At 61.5% G+C, this 14979-nt stretch carries 10 protein-coding genes and 4 pseudogenes; 11 read left to right on the forward strand and 3 right to left on the reverse strand.

All coding sequences use genetic code 11. From position 1 onward, the window contains the following. Positions 1-11: 11 nt before the first annotated feature. The 10 genes and pseudogenes from A9513_RS27255 to A9513_RS35245 all read left to right on the forward strand — a co-directional run. On the forward strand, positions 12-884 hold the full coding sequence (locus A9513_RS27255; protein ID WP_038803481.1) for an endonuclease/exonuclease/phosphatase family protein: 873 nt from the start codon (positions 12-14) through the stop codon (positions 882-884). Then, positions 881-2917 carry a GGDEF domain-containing protein gene (locus A9513_RS27260; protein WP_065086114.1) on the forward strand — a complete coding sequence of 679 codons (2037 nt, stop codon included), beginning with the start codon at positions 881-883 and terminating at the stop codon, positions 2915-2917. Before A9513_RS27255 ends, A9513_RS27260 begins: the two co-directional genes overlap by 4 nt. Positions 2918-3097: 180 nt before the next feature. Next, positions 3098-3868: a DeoR/GlpR family DNA-binding transcription regulator gene (locus tag A9513_RS27265; RefSeq protein ID WP_024766810.1), complete on the forward strand. Its 771-nt coding sequence runs from the start codon at positions 3098-3100 to the stop codon at positions 3866-3868. Between the two features lie 12 nt (positions 3869-3880). Then, the gene (gene glmS, locus A9513_RS27270) at positions 3881-5716 is read left to right on the forward strand and encodes a glutamine--fructose-6-phosphate transaminase (isomerizing) (RefSeq protein ID WP_065086115.1); all 1836 of its coding nucleotides are present in this window, start codon (positions 3881-3883) and stop codon (positions 5714-5716) included. 145 nt (positions 5717-5861) lie between these two features. Further along, positions 5862-6689, forward strand: a complete 828-nt coding sequence (locus A9513_RS27275; protein ID WP_044864179.1) for a heteromeric transposase endonuclease subunit TnsA — start codon at positions 5862-5864, stop codon at positions 6687-6689. A gap of 13 nt (positions 6690-6702) precedes the next feature. Beyond that, on the forward strand, positions 6703-8763 hold the full coding sequence (locus A9513_RS27280; RefSeq protein ID WP_013984538.1) for a Mu transposase C-terminal domain-containing protein: 2061 nt from the start codon (positions 6703-6705) through the stop codon (positions 8761-8763). Then, on the forward strand, positions 8756-10366 hold the full coding sequence (locus A9513_RS27285; protein ID WP_013984537.1) for an ATP-binding protein: 1611 nt from the start codon (positions 8756-8758) through the stop codon (positions 10364-10366). Before A9513_RS27280 ends, A9513_RS27285 begins: the two co-directional genes overlap by 8 nt. A gap of 1 nt (position 10367) precedes the next feature. Next, complete coding sequence (locus A9513_RS27290) at positions 10368-11870, forward strand: TnsD family Tn7-like transposition protein (RefSeq protein ID WP_013984536.1); 1503 nt, start codon at positions 10368-10370, stop codon at positions 11868-11870. Next, positions 11863-13485, forward strand: coding sequence for a Tn7-like element transposition protein TnsE (locus A9513_RS27295; RefSeq protein WP_065086116.1), 1623 nt, complete (start codon positions 11863-11865; stop codon positions 13483-13485). Before A9513_RS27290 ends, A9513_RS27295 begins: the two co-directional genes overlap by 8 nt. 91 nt (positions 13486-13576) lie before the next feature. Next, positions 13577-13675 (forward strand): annotated as a pseudogene (locus A9513_RS35245) (ATP-binding protein); the annotation flags it as partial. Between the two features lie 293 nt (positions 13676-13968). Here the strand turns inward: A9513_RS35245 and A9513_RS35250 are convergent. The 3 genes and pseudogenes from A9513_RS35250 to A9513_RS35855 form a co-directional block, all read right to left on the reverse strand. Then, positions 13969-14121 (reverse strand): annotated as a pseudogene (locus A9513_RS35250) (transposase domain-containing protein); the annotation flags it as partial. Then, entirely contained in the window at positions 14078-14341 is a 264-nt protein-coding gene (locus A9513_RS35850) for a transposase (RefSeq protein WP_001446199.1), read from the reverse strand. The gene A9513_RS35850 and the pseudogene A9513_RS35250, both read right to left, overlap by 44 nt. Positions 14342-14464: 123 nt before the next feature. Next, positions 14465-14569 (reverse strand): annotated as a pseudogene (locus tag A9513_RS35855) (transposase); the annotation flags it as partial. Positions 14570-14860: 291 nt separating this feature from the next. Here A9513_RS35855 and A9513_RS27305 point away from each other — a divergent pair. Beyond that, positions 14861-14968: pseudogene (locus A9513_RS27305) on the forward strand (helix-turn-helix transcriptional regulator); the annotation flags it as partial. Positions 14969-14979: the final 11 nt, after the last annotated feature.

Raw genomic sequence — 14979 nt, forward strand, 5'->3', positions numbered from 1 at the left:
GGCCGATGACGATGCTGCGCCGGCGGACTCGTGAGCGTGTCGCGGGAGCCTGCGTCCCTCGGGTGAATACGGCCCAGGGGACTTCCGCCGGCCTGCCCGACGACGGCCGGCTGCGCCTGCTCAGCTTCAACATCCAGGTCGGCATCAGTACCGAAAGGTACCGTCACTACCTGACCCGCGGCTGGCAGCACCTGCTGCCGGCCGCCGGTCGCGCTACCAACCTGCAGCGCATCGGCGAACTGCTCTCCGACTACGACGTGGTCGCCCTGCAGGAAGCCGACGGCGGCAGCATCCGTTCCGGCAACATCAACCAGGTCGAGCACCTGGCACAGCTCGGTGCCTTCCCCTACTGGTACCAGCAGCTCAACCGCAATCTCGGGCGCATCGCCCAGCACAGCAACGGCCTGCTCAGCCGCCTGCAGCCCACTGCGCTGGAAGACCACCCGCTGCCCGGCCCGCCCGGCCGCGGCGCGATACTCATGCGTTTCGGCGAAGGCAAGGACGCGCTGGCCGTGGTGATGATGCACCTGGCTCTCGGCGCGCGGACCCGCACCCGCCAGCTCGCCTATATCCGCGAGTTGCTGCAGGACTATCGCCACCACGTGCTGATGGGCGACATGAACACCCATGCCACCGACCTGCTGGAAAGCTCGCCATTGCGCGACCTCCAGCTCATCGCCCCGCAGGTCGAGGCCACCTTCCCCAGCTGGCGTCCGCAGCGCTGCCTGGACCACATCCTGCTCAGTTCCGAGCTGGCGCTGGAACGCGTCAGTGTCCTCCCGCACCCGATTTCCGACCACCTGCCCGTGGCCGTGGAAATCCGCCTGCCGGATGCCCTGCGTTCGTCCTCGTCGCTCGCCTTGCGCGGCGAGGCCCCTGAATGAGTCGCGACGACGACCAGCGCTGGAAACAGAAGTACCTGGATAACCTCGAACAGCAGGAGAAGCTCGAGCGCCGCTGGGATGCTCGCCTCGACCTGCTGCGTCGCGGCCTGGTGCGCAGCAGCCTGGCGGCCGAAGGCAGCGACAAGGCGGTGGACGCCTGCATGAAGGAGCTGCGCGAAGTGCTGCGTCGCGACGACATGGACGCCGGCCTGTCGCGCCTGATCCCGCAGCTGGAAAAGGCCGTGCTCGACTCCGAGCAGCGCCGCCAGCAGCGCATCGAGCAGAACGTCGCTGCGCTCAGCCAGCTGTCGCAGCAACTGCTGTCCCTGGACATGCCGGGTGACGTGCGCAAGCCGCTCAAGCGCCTGTCCAAGGACATTCCCAGCCGTGGCAGTTCCTCCCGCGAGCTTCCCGCTCTGCTGGGCGAACTGAGTCGTCTGCAGCGCCAGGTGCTGGATCATTTCGGCAACGGTGGCGGGGAGCAGCGCCCCGGTTTCCTGCAGCGGCTGTTCGGCAGCCGTGACGGCGATGAGGTGGATGAGCCGAACTCGGCATCCAGCACACCAGCCGCCCCGGCAGACAGAACGCCGGTGACGGAAGCGGCGGTGGATCTTCCACCGGCCAGCGAAATTCCATCTGCTGCACCTGCACCTGCACCTGCACCTGCACCTGCACCTGCACCTGCACCTGCACCTCCACCTGCGGAGGCGGCCGGCGCTGCAACGGTGATCGAGCACGTCGTGGCGCCAGTCGAGGTGGCCTCACGGGCGGTAGCGCCGGAGCCTGCCGCCGCGCCTTCGCCGGTCGTGCGATCGGAGCCTGCCGCCGCTGCGCAGGTCATCGACAGGCCGACTGCAGTAGAGTCAGCCCGCCACGATGATTCCAGCCTGCTCGACAGCCTGCCGGTACCGCCGGGGTTGTTCGGCACGCCCGAAGACGCGCGCCAGGCCAATGACCCCTACGCCTTGCCGCCTCGTCCGGAGCCCGGCTACAGCGCGGTGGCGCCGCATATCGAGGCGAGCCTGCTACGCCTGCTGGACGAGATGCACCTGCCGGCCGCCCAGCAGGTCCAGGCCGAGGCGCTGCGTTCGCGGATCCACGGCAGCCTCAACTGGTACGAACTGGTGCCGGTGCTGGATGACCTGGGCGTCCTCGTACTCTCGCTCAACGACAGCGGCCAGCACGAGTTCGAAGGCTACCTGCACCAGCTCAACGAACGCCTGGGGGCTTTCCTGGACGGCCTGCAGGCCGTCCAGGAGAACCACAGCGGCTCCAGCTCCAGCGCCCGCGATCTGGACGATAGCCTGCGCGAGCAGGTCAGCGGGCTGCAGGAAAGCGTGCTGGAGGCCACTGACCTGGAGGGTCTCAAGCGCCATGTCGAGTCACGCCTGCAAGGCCTGGTCGGCACCATGGACCGCTTCCGGGAGGAGCGCGAGGTCCGTGAGCGCGAAGTAAGCGAGCGCATCCAGTCACTGGTGACCCGTGTCGCCAGCATGGAAGAGGAGGCCCGCACCTTCCAGGCGAACATCGAGGACCAGCGCCAGAAGGCCATGACCGACGCCCTGACCGGCCTGCCAAACCGCGCCGCGCTCACCGAGCGGTTGGACCTGGAAGTGGCGCGCTGGCAGCGCTACGGCGGCGACCTGCTGCTGGCGGTGCTGGACGTCGATCATTTCAAGCGGATCAACGACGACTTCGGCCACCTCGCCGGCGACAAGGTGCTGAAGATCATCGCCAACGAACTGGCCAAGCGCGTGCGCAAGACCGACTTCATCGCCCGCTTCGGCGGTGAGGAGTTCGTCGTGCTGCTGCCCGCCACGCCGCTGGAAGGCGGACAGCAGCTGCTCGACGTGCTGCGCGGCGCCATCGAAGCCTGCCCGTTCCACTTCAAGGGGGAACGGTTGAGCATCACCTGCTCGGCGGGCCTCACGGCCTTCCGCGAAGGCGAGCGCGCCGAAACGGTATTCGAGCGAGCCGACCAGGCGCTGTACCGTGCCAAGCGCGGCGGGCGTAACCGTCTCGAAGTCGACTGAGCACACTGCGTTTTTTGCAGGAGCGAGCTTGCTCGCGAACCCCGACACCGCCGGTGAGTATCGCGAACGGGGCTCGCTCCTACAGAAGATCGCTTCCGTTCGTGCCAGAAATTCTTGACGAACGAAACAACATAGGTTTTGATTCGCACACTTATCTTTCGAATCGAAACTTAATCGTTCATGTCGAAACGCAATACCCCCCAACGCCGCCACGACATCCTGGCGCTGCTCGCCGACCAGGGCGAAGTCAGCGTGGACGATCTCGCGCGCCGCTTCGCCACCTCCGAGGTGACCATCCGCAAGGACCTGGCCGCCCTGGAAGGCAACGGCCTGCTGCTGCGCCGCTATGGCGGCGCGGTGCCGATGCCCCATGAGCTGATCGCCGAGCCGAGCCAGCCGCTGTCGCGCTACAAGCAGGCCATCGGCCGCGCGGCGGCCGCCTGCATCCGCGAGCACGCGCGGATCATCATCGACAGTGGCAGCACGACGGCCGCGCTGATCCCGGAACTGGGCCGCAAGCCCGGCCTGGTGGTGATGACCAATTCCCTGAGCGTGGCCAATGCCCTGCGCGAGCTGGAGCGCGAACCGGTGCTGCTGATGACCGGCGGCACCTGGGACCCGCATTCCGAATCGTTCCAGGGCCAGGTGGCCGAACAGGTGCTGCGCTCCTACGATTTCGATCAGCTGTTCATCGGCGCTACCGGGCTGGACATCGAGCGCGGCACCACGACCTTCAACGAACTGCTGGGCCTGAGCCGGGTCATGGCCGAGGTCGCCCGCGAGGTGATCGTCATGGCCGAGGCCGACAAGCTGGGCCGGCGTATTCCCAACCTGGAGCTGCCCTGGAGCAGCGTCCAGACCCTGATTACCGACGAACGCCTGAGCGATGAAGCGTTCGAACTGATCCAGGCGCGCGGGGTGAAAGTGATCCGTGCGCGCTGCGAAGACTAAGGAGACCAAACCATGTGTGGAATCGTAGGCGCCATCGCCGAGCGCAATATCACCCCGATCCTCGTCGAAGGCCTCAAGCGTCTGGAATACCGTGGCTACGACAGCGCCGGCGTGGCGGTGATCCAGGCTGACGGTGCGCTGGACCGCCGCCGTCGCGCAGGCAAGGTTTCCAGCCTTGAGCAGGCCCTCGAAGAGCAGCCGCTGCTCGGTCGTTTGGGGATCGCCCACGTTCGCTGGGCCACCCACGGCGCGCCGACCGAGGCCAACGCCCACCCGCACTTCTCCCGTGGTGAAGTGGCCGTGGTGCACAACGGCATCATCGAGAACTTCGAGCCCCTGCGCGAAATGCTCAAGGCGCGTGGCTACGAGTTCACCTCGCAGACCGACACCGAGGTCATCGCCCACCTGTTGCACCTGCGCCTGGGCGAGCTGGGTGACCTGACCGTCGCGCTCAAGGCCGTCGTCAAGGAACTGCACGGCGCCTACGGCCTGGCGGTGATCAGCAGCAAACAGCCGGACCGCATCCTGGCCGCCCGCAGCGGCAGCCCGCTGGTGGTGGGCCTGGGCCACGGCGAGAACTTCCTCGCCTCCGACCAGCTGGCGCTGCGTCAGGTGACCGACCGCTTCATCTACCTGGAAGAGGGCGATATCGCCGAGATTCGTCGCGACGGCCTGCAGCTGTGGGATGTGAACGGCAACCCGGTGCAGCGCGAGGAAGTGCGCTACCACGAGGGCGCCGAGGCGGCCGACAAGGGCGGCTACCGCCACTTCATGCTCAAGGAAATCCACGAGCAGCCGGCCGTGGTGCAGCGCACCCTGGAAGGCCGCCTGGGCAGTGGGCAGGTGCTGGTGGACAACTTCGGCCCGCAGGCCCGCGAGCTGTTGGCCAAGGTGCGCACCGTGCAGATCGTCGCCTGCGGCACCAGCTATCACGCCGGTATGGTCGCCCGTTACTGGCTGGAAAGCCTGACCGGCATTCCCTGCCAGGTCGAAGTGGCCAGCGAGTTCCGCTACCGCAAGGTCGCGGTGCACCCGGACTCCCTGTTCGTCACCATCTCCCAGTCCGGCGAAACGGCCGATACCCTGGCCGCGCTCCGTTACGCCAAGGAGCTGGGCTTCCTCGCAAGCCTGGCGATCTGCAACGTCGCCACCAGCTCGCTGGTGCGCGAGTCGGACATGACCCTGCGGACCAATGCTGGCCCGGAAATCGGCGTCGCCTCCACCAAGGCCTTCACTACCCAACTGGTCGCCCTGCTGCTGCTGACCCTCGGCATCGGCCAGGTGCAGAAGCGCCTGAACGACGGCGTCGAGGCCGAGCTGGTGAACGAGCTGCGCCGCCTGCCGACCCATCTGGAAGAAGCCCTGTCCATGGACAAGATGGTGGAGAAGATCAGCGAGCTGTTCGCCGAGAAGCACCACACGCTGTTCCTCGGTCGCGGCGCCCAGTACCCGGTGGCAATGGAAGGCGCGCTGAAGCTCAAGGAGATCTCCTACATCCACGCGGAGGCCTACCCGGCCGGCGAGCTGAAGCACGGCCCACTGGCCCTGGTGGACGCCGACATGCCGGTGGTGACCGTGGCGCCGAACAACGAGCTGCTGGAGAAGCTCAAATCCAACCTGCAGGAAGTGCGCGCCCGCGGCGGTGAGCTGGTGGTCTTTGCCGAAGGTGGCAGCGGCATCAGCGACGGCGAGGGTACCCACGTGGTGGGCATGCCGGCGATCCACGACTGCCTGGCACCGATCCTCTACACAGTGCCGCTACAGTTGCTGTCCTACTACGTCGCCGTGCTCAAGGGCACCGACGTCGACCAGCCGCGCAACCTGGCCAAATCCGTGACGGTGGAATAAGCGCGCAGGCGCCAGGAGAAAGGTCTGTGGGATGCAAATAAAGGTTCATCCGTACAAATAAAGTTTCATCCTTATAAATAAAGTTTCATCCTGAGCCTGCATCCGCTATGTTGATGTCATCGACACAGCGGGGGCAGGCTTTCTCATGTCTGGAACATTCAAGGGGCTGACCCAGGCCCAGATCGATAGAAGGCTCAAGGACGGGCGTGGCCAAGGCCAGGGATCAGACTACAAGCCGTTCATCTACACCAGGGACGTGTCCTCGCTGGGTCGCTCCCACCGCCTGCCTGGCAGCAAGACCCGGCGTTTACACCATCTTCTATCCGATCTTGAACTGGCCATCTTCCTGACCTTGGATCGGTCTCCCCATGTCACCGATATCCGTGAACAGTTTCCGATGCGGGTCGAAGATACGGTGCGCATCGCCGAGGAGCTTGGCCTGCCCCACGGTCGTTACAAGGGTACCCCGCAGGTACTGACCAGCGACTTTCTGGTGGATTTCGAAGATCCTCAGCGCCCGAGTATCGCGATTCAGGCCAAGTACAGTACCGACCTGCAGAAGCCTGAAGTTATCGAGAGGCTTGAGCTTGAAAGGCGCTACTGGCAGGAAAAAGGTATTCCCTGGGTCATCGTCACGGAGCGCGAGGTATCCAAGGTGGCATTTGCCAATATCCAATGGCTCTATCCTGCCCATGCTGAAGACGACATCGCTCAGGACGATATCGCCCATTACCAGCAGCTGTTTCTGCTCGAATTTCAGCGTCACCCAGACCGGAAGCTGACCGCTATTGCCCAAGGACTGGATACCTCCTGCCAACTGGAGGCCGGTCAGGCGCTCTATTGGCTACGCCAGTTGCTGGCCCGGCACTGTTTCCTTTTCGATCTTGACACTCCTTACCGGGAGCTGAAGCCGAAAGACGTGGTTGCCAACTCTCATAAAATGCATCAGGAGCTGAGCAGTGTTGCCCGTTAATCAGGTGTTCCGGATGGGGGAACTGCGAAAGCGCCTGCTCTGGTCAGGTACCGAGCAGGCAATCTGGATCGATATCGATTCGGACACGGCGTTGCCCGAACCGATATCGATTGCAGAGCTGGAGCGTCTGCTCATGGAGCGGGAGCTGGAGAGCATTGCCGATCCCTTCGAGGAGACAGTCCTACGGGAGGTTGAGGAGGGTTCCCTTGATCAGCAGAAGCGTGATGAAGCTTGGGCAATGCTGGCGGATTTTATGCACGATCCCCAGCTTTTCGTGCGGCGCCCCAGAGGGCTCATTGTCAGAGGCATCATGGAGCGCCATGGTGTCACCAATCAGACGGTGTACAGGTTACTGAGGCGCTACTGGCAGCGAGGCATGTGCAGGAATGCCCTCTTGCCGGACTATGTCAACTCGGGCGCCCGTGGCAAGCGCAGAAAGCCGAACCAGGCCAAGCTGGGCAGGCCCAGAGTGGTGATGGAGGGGAAAGGGAGCAATGTCACGCCGGACATCGAGCGCATTTTTCGCCGGGTCATCGAGGAACGCTTGCTCAAGGAAAAACATCCGTCCATTCCTGATGCCTACGCCTCCGGGCTGAACCTGCTCCGTGCTGTTCTGCCGGAGCTGCCGACCTCCGAACTGCCTACATTGGGGCAGTTCCGTTACTTCTATGGGCGCGAATATCACTTCACCGACACCTTGCCACGCAGGGTGTCCGCAGTGGATTTTGCCAAGGACTTCCGACCGCTCAGCAGTACATCGACGACCGAGGCACTGGGGCCCGGATACCGCTACCAGATAGATGCCACCATCGCCGATATCTATCTGGTTTCAGAACATGATCGCAGCCTTATCGTCGGCAGGCCTGTCGTTTACATGGTGATCGACGTGTTCAGCCGCATGGTCGTTGGTATGTACGTCGGATTCGAGGGGCCTTCCTGGGTCAGTGCCATGGTGGCATTGGCCAACACGGTCGCCGACAAGGTTGAGTATTGCCTCCAGTATGGCGTGGAGATCGATGCCAGCGACTGGCCGGTCAAAGGCTTGCCGGATGTGGTGCTGGCCGATAAGGGCGAACTGAATGGCACCAAGGTGGAAGCATTTTCCCAAGCCTTCGGCGTTCGCATCGAGAATGCCCCGGCCAGGCGAGGAGATGCCAAGGGTATCGTCGAGCGTTATTTCCGGACGGTGCAGGAGCGTTTCAAGCCCTATGCCTGCGGTGTGGTCGAGGACAATACCAGCCGGAAGCGGGGTGGCCACGACTACAGGCTTGATGCCAGTCTGACCTTGCCTGAATTCACGAAGATCATCATCGCCGGCATCCTCTACCACAACAACTTCCACACCTTGAGCAAATACGACAGGACCTCTGGTATGCCGGGCGATCTGCCAGCCATCCCGGTCATGCTGTGGAACTGGGGCTTGGCCAACCTGACCGGCCGGTTACGTACTGCGCCCGAGGAGCTGGTGCGGATCAATCTTTTGCCCCATGAGTCGGCCACGGTTTCGGAGCTGGGAATCAGGCTGTTCGGCTGCTTCTACACCTGCCAGGAAGCAATCAGGGAAGGTTGGTTTCACCGAGGCCAGGGGCGCCGGCCGACAGGGGTAACGGTCGCATACGATCCGCGTAGCGCCGACCATATCTACCTGCGGCCGTCCAATAGTCTCAAGGACTACTGGGTTTGCGATCTGGCCGACCGTAGTCGACGCTTCAGGGGGATGACCTTCTGGGATGTCTGGCTGCTGTCCAGAGAGGAACGGCGTAGCGATACCAACGCGGCGGCTGAAGCTTTGGTAGAGAGAGGCAGTCTTCTGAAGCAGATCGAGTCCATCGTTGCCCAGGCAGAGGATGCCAGTCCGGTCAAAACGGGTATGACCACGAAGGATCTGGGAACCCAGATCCGCGAGAACAAGCAGCAGGAAAAGCGCCAGGAACGCCAGAAAACAGCATTCAAACTGGAGAAATCACAGCAGAAAAAGCCAGCCGAGGTGATCCCACTGCGGGGCGAGAAGCAGGAAGATTATGCCTTCCCAGATCTCAGTGACCTGATATTCAAGGAGGAAGAGGATGACTGAAGAATTCCAGCGCGGAGTCATTCCCCTGGCGCGTTACCAGGAGCAGCAGCTTCCTGAGTATCAGGACAATCCGCTCATCAGCGCATTGCCTCCGATTCCTGATCTGCAGGAGGTGGTCGGTCTATTGCAGCAGCTTCCCGGTTTCGAGCCGCAGGAGGCGCTTCTGGATGGTCGGCTCAGGGCACATGCAATTGCCCGCCTGTTGCACGGCTTCTTCCAGCCGCTGAGCCATCACTTGGAGCTGGAGAGCAAGATCAGCCTGATGATCCGTCAAGGGTACATCGGTCGGAATCCGGCCAGTGGTGCCTGGTATGCGCACCTGCAGAATGGCTATCGCCGTGTCGAGGAGGAGGATCTGGATGCGGCGGTGTACCAGAGTGTCTCCTCTACGGCCAACAGCCTGTCGCTGTTCGGCTGCTCCGGTTGCGGCAAGACGCGCACGCTGGAGCGGATTCTGGGCATGTACCCCCAAGCCCTCCATCACCCTGATTACAACATCACTCAACTGGTCTATCTGAAGGTCGACTGCCCAATTGACGGTGACTTGGATGAGCTGTGCCTGAGCTTCTTCAACGAAGTAGACAAGATCCTGGGTACCTACTACAGCCGTAGCCACGGACGCAAGAAGCTGGGTACCAAACGTCTGCTGGCATCCATGTGCCAGGTAGCCAATCTGCACGCGCTCGGAGTGCTGATCATCGACGAGGTTCAGAACCTCAACGAGGCACGCTCCGGTGGTGCCGAAAAAATGCACAATTTCTTCGTGTCGCTGGTGAACACCATCGGTGTTCCGATCATTCAGGTCGGCACCCACCGGGCCAGCAAGTTCTTCCAGCGCACGTTCCGGGCTGCTCGGCGGGTCTCCGGGTTGGGCAGCATCCGCTGGGATAGGTTGCCTCGGGACGAGCATTGGAAGCGTCTGTTGAAGCGGCTCTGGAAGTATCAGTGGCTGCGAAATGCGGCGCCGCTGGATGATGAACTGGAGGCTACGATGTACGACCTCACCCAAGGGGTCATGGACATCATCATCAAGCTGTTCGCGCTGGCGCAGATCCGGGCGATAGTGACAGGTGTCGAGTGCATCAAGCCGCTGTTGCTGCGCAGGGTTTTCGAGGACGAGTTCAAACCGGTCCATCCGATGCTAGCGGCCTTGCGGAGCGGTAGGCCCGAGCTGATCGCCAAATATGACGACCTGCTGATGCCAGAGATCGAGGGACGGTTGCTGGCCCTGACTCGCTCTCTGGATAGCGTCCCCCAACCTAAACCGCCGGCCCCTCCGGCAGATGACAAGGCAAAGCGGCTGGCCGCCCTGCTCGAAGGTATGGAAATCCCGAGGGACATCGCCATTCCCATGGCCGATGAATTGTTGGCGGAGAATCCGGACATCCCGCTGGCGGCCCTGATTCACAAGGCCACGGCCTACCTCGCGCAGGACGCTCCCAAGAGGCCCGGCATTTCCAGAGTTAAGCGGACGGAGTGGGGGTGCCTATCCGAGGAGGATCTGCGCCGACGTTATGCCGATGGGCCTGAAAGCGAGGCCTATGACAGATTCAAGCAGGCCGGCTTGATCCTCGATCTGCGGCCTCTGCTGAGAGCGAGCTGAAATGTACTTCCCCAGGCTCTACCCGGACGAACTGCTTTACAGCGGTATTGCCCGGTGCCGGGTACATCTGGGGATAGGCAACCACAAGACCTTGCTGCACATGCTTTTCGGTGACAGCAAGGTTGCCGCGATTACCGATCTGCCTACACACCTGACTGCGTTGGCGAACAACACGGGCTTGGATGCGGAAGGCATGATCCTGAATCACACGCTGTTCCCGCTCTATGCCCCTTTCATTCCGCCGGAGCGCCGTACCGATCTTTTTCAGGCCATGCTTGCTCCCGACCGGCCGACGATTGGTCTGTCTGGGGCCTCGACGGCCTTGGTCAAGTGGCCCGATTGGCTGCGTTACTGCCCGATCTGCTTTGAAGATATGGCTGCGCGCTACGGTGAACCCTACTGGCGGCGTAGCTGGCAGATTCAAGGGATAGATGCCTGTCCCGAGCATGGCTGTCAGCTCCTGAACTCACCTATCCCGTTCCGTCGAGCGCAGCGGCACGAGTTTCATCCAGCCTCCCCACTGTTTCTTCCACCTGATCTTCACGTGAGTCCTGCGGGCGAGGAGGCTATCAGGCTCGCCAAGGCTGCTATGCAGCTGCTGGCGCTCGAAGAGGTGCAATCGCCTGGCTACGGACGCTGGACCAACCTGTACCGGCACCTGGCAACAGAGTGCGGCGCCAGACGCGGCCGTCAGATCAGGGCTGAAGTCATCTGGGAGAAGATTCTGGCATCCCATCGCAGGGATTGGCTTGCTGCGAACGGTCTGCTGACATCCGGAGAGCCTCCGCCCTGGCTGTTGGCGATATTCAGGAAGCATCGCAAGGGATTCAGTGCGCTGCAGCATCTGATCGTCTGGACCAGCCTGCGCCCTGGCCAGCATGCTGGCGAGCTGATCAGCGAGGCGAAGATTCGCCAGGTCGACCCTGCCTCCGACCGGTCAGTGCAGCTGCTCCCCGCTGAATTTGAGCAAAAGCAGCAATACCGAGCCGTTTGGCTGCAAGCACTGGATAACCACGGTGGCGCCAAGGCAGCCAGGCAAAACGGAGGAGAGGCATGTTACGCCTGGCTCTATCGTCATGACCGAAGCTGGCTGATGGCTGAGAATCAGGCCAGACCGCGCCGACAGGGCAACAACAGCCATGTTGACTGGCAAGCGCGGGACAGAAAGCTGGTACGCCTGCTGATCCGAATTGGCAGAGACAGCGAAGAAGACCGGAGCCTTCCGCGCAGGAGTCGCAACTGGTTCCTGCAGCAGCTACCCCATCGGGCATCAGTCGAGCATCATCTCGCTCAACTGCCCCTGTGCCGCACTTTCCTGGATCGCTATGCCGAGTCTGTCGGGGAATATCAGATCCGTCGCCTGACTGCAGCAATGCTGGAGGATGTACAGACTGGCATAACGTCCAGGCGCTGGGAGCTGGAAAAGCGTTGTGGGTTAGAAAAGAGCAAGATGGCACCTCTGACCACTGAATTCATTCGATTGGTAGGAAGTTGGATTGAATAGGACAGTATTTCGTCAGATCCCGAACGGATCCAGGTTGCTGGCCGTTGGAAATTTTTTCAGGGCCCCGACTTCGGCGGCCGAGTGGCGCTTGGCGGCTCTCTTTGAGCGTAACGGTAAGTTGCAGTTGCAGCGGTTCGCACAGGAGATGTCGTGTGTCTTGGCCGTTGGTCGCGAGTTTCTTGGCGAAGAAGGGGCTCCTTATCGTCCCAGTGGTTTCAAGAAGACGGTGGTGCTTCCTGCAATAGATACCTGGCGGGAACGGCAGTTGGGTGAGTGCCCACGTCTGGCCAGAAGGCTTGCTGCAAATCCTGAGATATCTGGACAGCGATGCTTTGTGTTCGAGGTCAATGGTCTGACCGTCTGGCTGCCGAAATTCGAGCTGGCGCGAAAAATGTTCTTCCACGCTGCCTTCATCGTCCGTGCAGCCTTCGCACCGAATGGCTTGGACATGGCCTTCACGGTCTACAGAGAGGGCGATGTTGTTCATATCCATACGCCCCCGAAGACAGGTGCGCCAAGTCAGCTTCTCAAAATCAAGGGATACAGAGACCATTTCAGTTGGCTGCTGCTGAATCAGGATGTGAAGCGATCCTTCGAGTCAATCTGGCAAAGCCTCAATCAAAGGCAAGAGCGGGTACCGCAAGAGTCGGCGTATGCCAGGTGGCAGTTCGACTTCATGGCACCCCCTTCCCTCGTGGGTACCACCATGGATGTGCGAGGCCCCTTTGATCCGGAAAGCAACGAATTGCTGGTCTGGGAGATCGAAAAGCTTCAGGGGCTCCGGTTTAGCCATCGCGGTGATATTTTTTTCCACCATCCTGCTCTCAAGTTACCCGTCAGGGGAGATAGCACAGGCTGTGTATCCGTGCCATCGGGAGGCAAGGAGCTGGAGGTGGATACTGACGAAGAGCCGACTGCTGCCAAGGAGCAGAGGTTGATTCACCTGCCCGTTGAGGGAGTCACGTTTGATGCTCAGCTGCGCACCAAGATCGCCTACAACGGGGAGCGTGCCAACGCTCATGGCAAGAAGGTCGACGACGAGCAATGCCCGAGCAGAGAAAGTCAACTCTTCGGCGTGGCTGATCCTGTGAGCGAGGGCAGCATAGCGTCAGGAGAATTCCAACAACTGGGTGAGGGAGAGGGTGATGGGGACGAGCATGAACGGCTTGCAGATCGCTTCTCGCTGCTCCGAGAGATTCTTGAACAAATCACTCAAGAGTCTGGAATTGCGTTGGTAGCACTGGAGGTGAAGCCTCTGCCGCCCGTTCCACGTTGCAGCTACCACATGATCGATCACGAAAAATCACGCTGTTATCTGCTGGCAAGGTTCAAGCTGCGAAACGGCGAACAACGCTATCTTCTAGAAATAGATACCTCAGACAACCGGAAGACCATGTCAACGCGGATCATGGGCTTCAAAGCAGGTGTTGAAGCCGAGAAATGCATCGACAAGTTCCTGAGGCAGACAGTGAAAGGTTCGTTGCGCTGGCCGCGCACTATGACGGGCTTCTGTGAGCCTTTGCACTCTGTGCATCACCCGAAAGAAAGCTCACCTGGGGCCAACCATGCCCGGGTGTTCGACTGGAAGCAGCGGATACGCGCGGCCCTAGGCTGATTGCAGAATACACCGCAGTTCGGCTGCGATACATCTTGTCGCGCACTGCGTGCAGCCTCCCCGAAACTGCCCGGAGCCGTGCCAAGGCGATATAGGCCCCTTGGGAGTCGGCAAGACGCATCTGGCCATCGCACTGCGCTATCGGGCGGCGCAGTGCGGCATCAAGACCCGCTTCATCACTGCGGCCGACCTTGGTGCTGCAACAGGGCGCGGACCAGCGTAACCGTCCGGGCATCCCGGCTGGCTTGACCCCGCCAAGCTAAGAGATGGTGGCAGTTCGTGGATGCCGTTTCCCGGGTGCACGCGATCCGAGACCACGCGATCAAGCAGGAAAACGAGCACCTGGGCTTGCCTGACTGACCGCAGGCCGGCGACGACAAGGTGGAAAAGTTCGGCGTGTGGCTCTGGCGGCAACGATCCCGCGAAGGGCGGACGGTGCTTGAGCTGTTGAACGTAAGCGTGCGGGCAAACCGTCTTGCGCGACTATGCCGGATGCCACCTATGCGGCAGCAGCTCTGCAATCTCACTCGCCCGCTGCGTCGGCAACCGTGTCAGCACATCCTTGAGATAGGCATACGGATCGTGCCCATTATTACGGGCCGACTGGATCAAACTCATGATCGCAGCAGCGCACTTGAGCATGCGATCCCGCGCCGAGCATTTGAGAAGGCAACGGGATGAACGCTGGCTGGATAGCCGTGGTTTTCTGGGTATGCAGCCGAATCCATTTGTGGACGAGGTTGGCATTGAGGCTGTAGCCCAAGGCGATGTTTGCGATGGAGGCACCGGGTTCAGAACACTCCTGAATGACCTGGGCCTTGAAAGATTTGCTGTAGGTACGGCGCTGAGGGGGCATGGAAAATCCGCTTGATGGGCCATGGCCTTCGGCGGCGGTGTCGGGAAGGTGTGTTGGCCGGACGGATACTGTTGAACTACGCTGTCTGGGGCAACGGAAGTGTTTCGGCCCGACTCTGGAACGCGACACACCTAGACGCTCTGCCACATCGGCAACACGCAAGCCGCGCTCAGTGATGTGCTTGACCGCTTCGATCTTGAATTCTTCGGGGTAACGCTGGTTGCTCATGGCACCTCCTGATGGGCCTCATTATGAGGCTTGGAGGTGTCTGCGAAACTAGGGGCGATTCAGTTTGATCGAGGCGCCTGTGGCACACGCAGGCTGACGAGCCAGGCGCTGTCCATGGCCTGATCAGGCCGCCCCGCTGCGCCTTGCCTGAGCAGTTGACCTGCATCAATGGGGCGGGAGATCGCTGTACATTGACTCTTGAAGTTTGTCCTGGTGAGCGCAATGTCTTGCAAAGTCTTGCAAGGATTTCCTTGGCCGGAACCGCAAAGCGACGCGATTGGAGAGGGTGAGATGAAAGCGCACCTACAGGTGATTTTCACGCTCGATGAATTGGCTGCGTACTTGAAAGTCGGCAAGCGGACGCTTTATCGGCTCSCCGTGCCCGGGGAAATTCCGGCTTAGATCGGAAG

The sequence above is a fragment of the Pseudomonas sp. AU12215 genome, assembly GCF_001675465.2.
Classification (GTDB): domain Bacteria; phylum Pseudomonadota; class Gammaproteobacteria; order Pseudomonadales; family Pseudomonadaceae; genus Pseudomonas; species Pseudomonas nitroreducens.

Coding starts and splice junctions, on each gene's coding strand:
- A9513_RS27255 (WP_038803481.1), top strand. CDS start 12: ATGCTGCGCCGGCGGACTCGTGAGCGTGTCGCGGGAGCCTGCGTCCCT.
- A9513_RS27260 (WP_065086114.1), top strand. CDS start 881: ATGAGTCGCGACGACGACCAGCGCTGGAAACAGAAGTACCTGGATAAC.
- A9513_RS27265 (WP_024766810.1), top strand. CDS start 3,098: ATGTCGAAACGCAATACCCCCCAACGCCGCCACGACATCCTGGCGCTG.
- glmS (WP_065086115.1), top strand. CDS start 3,881: ATGTGTGGAATCGTAGGCGCCATCGCCGAGCGCAATATCACCCCGATC.
- A9513_RS27275 (WP_044864179.1), top strand. CDS start 5,862: ATGTCTGGAACATTCAAGGGGCTGACCCAGGCCCAGATCGATAGAAGG.
- A9513_RS27280 (WP_013984538.1), top strand. CDS start 6,703: ATGGGGGAACTGCGAAAGCGCCTGCTCTGGTCAGGTACCGAGCAGGCA.
- A9513_RS27285 (WP_013984537.1), top strand. CDS start 8,756: ATGACTGAAGAATTCCAGCGCGGAGTCATTCCCCTGGCGCGTTACCAG.
- A9513_RS27290 (WP_013984536.1), top strand. CDS start 10,368: ATGTACTTCCCCAGGCTCTACCCGGACGAACTGCTTTACAGCGGTATT.
- A9513_RS35850 (WP_001446199.1), bottom strand. CDS start 14,341: ATGCCCCCTCAGCGCCGTACCTACAGCAAATCTTTCAAGGCCCAGGTC.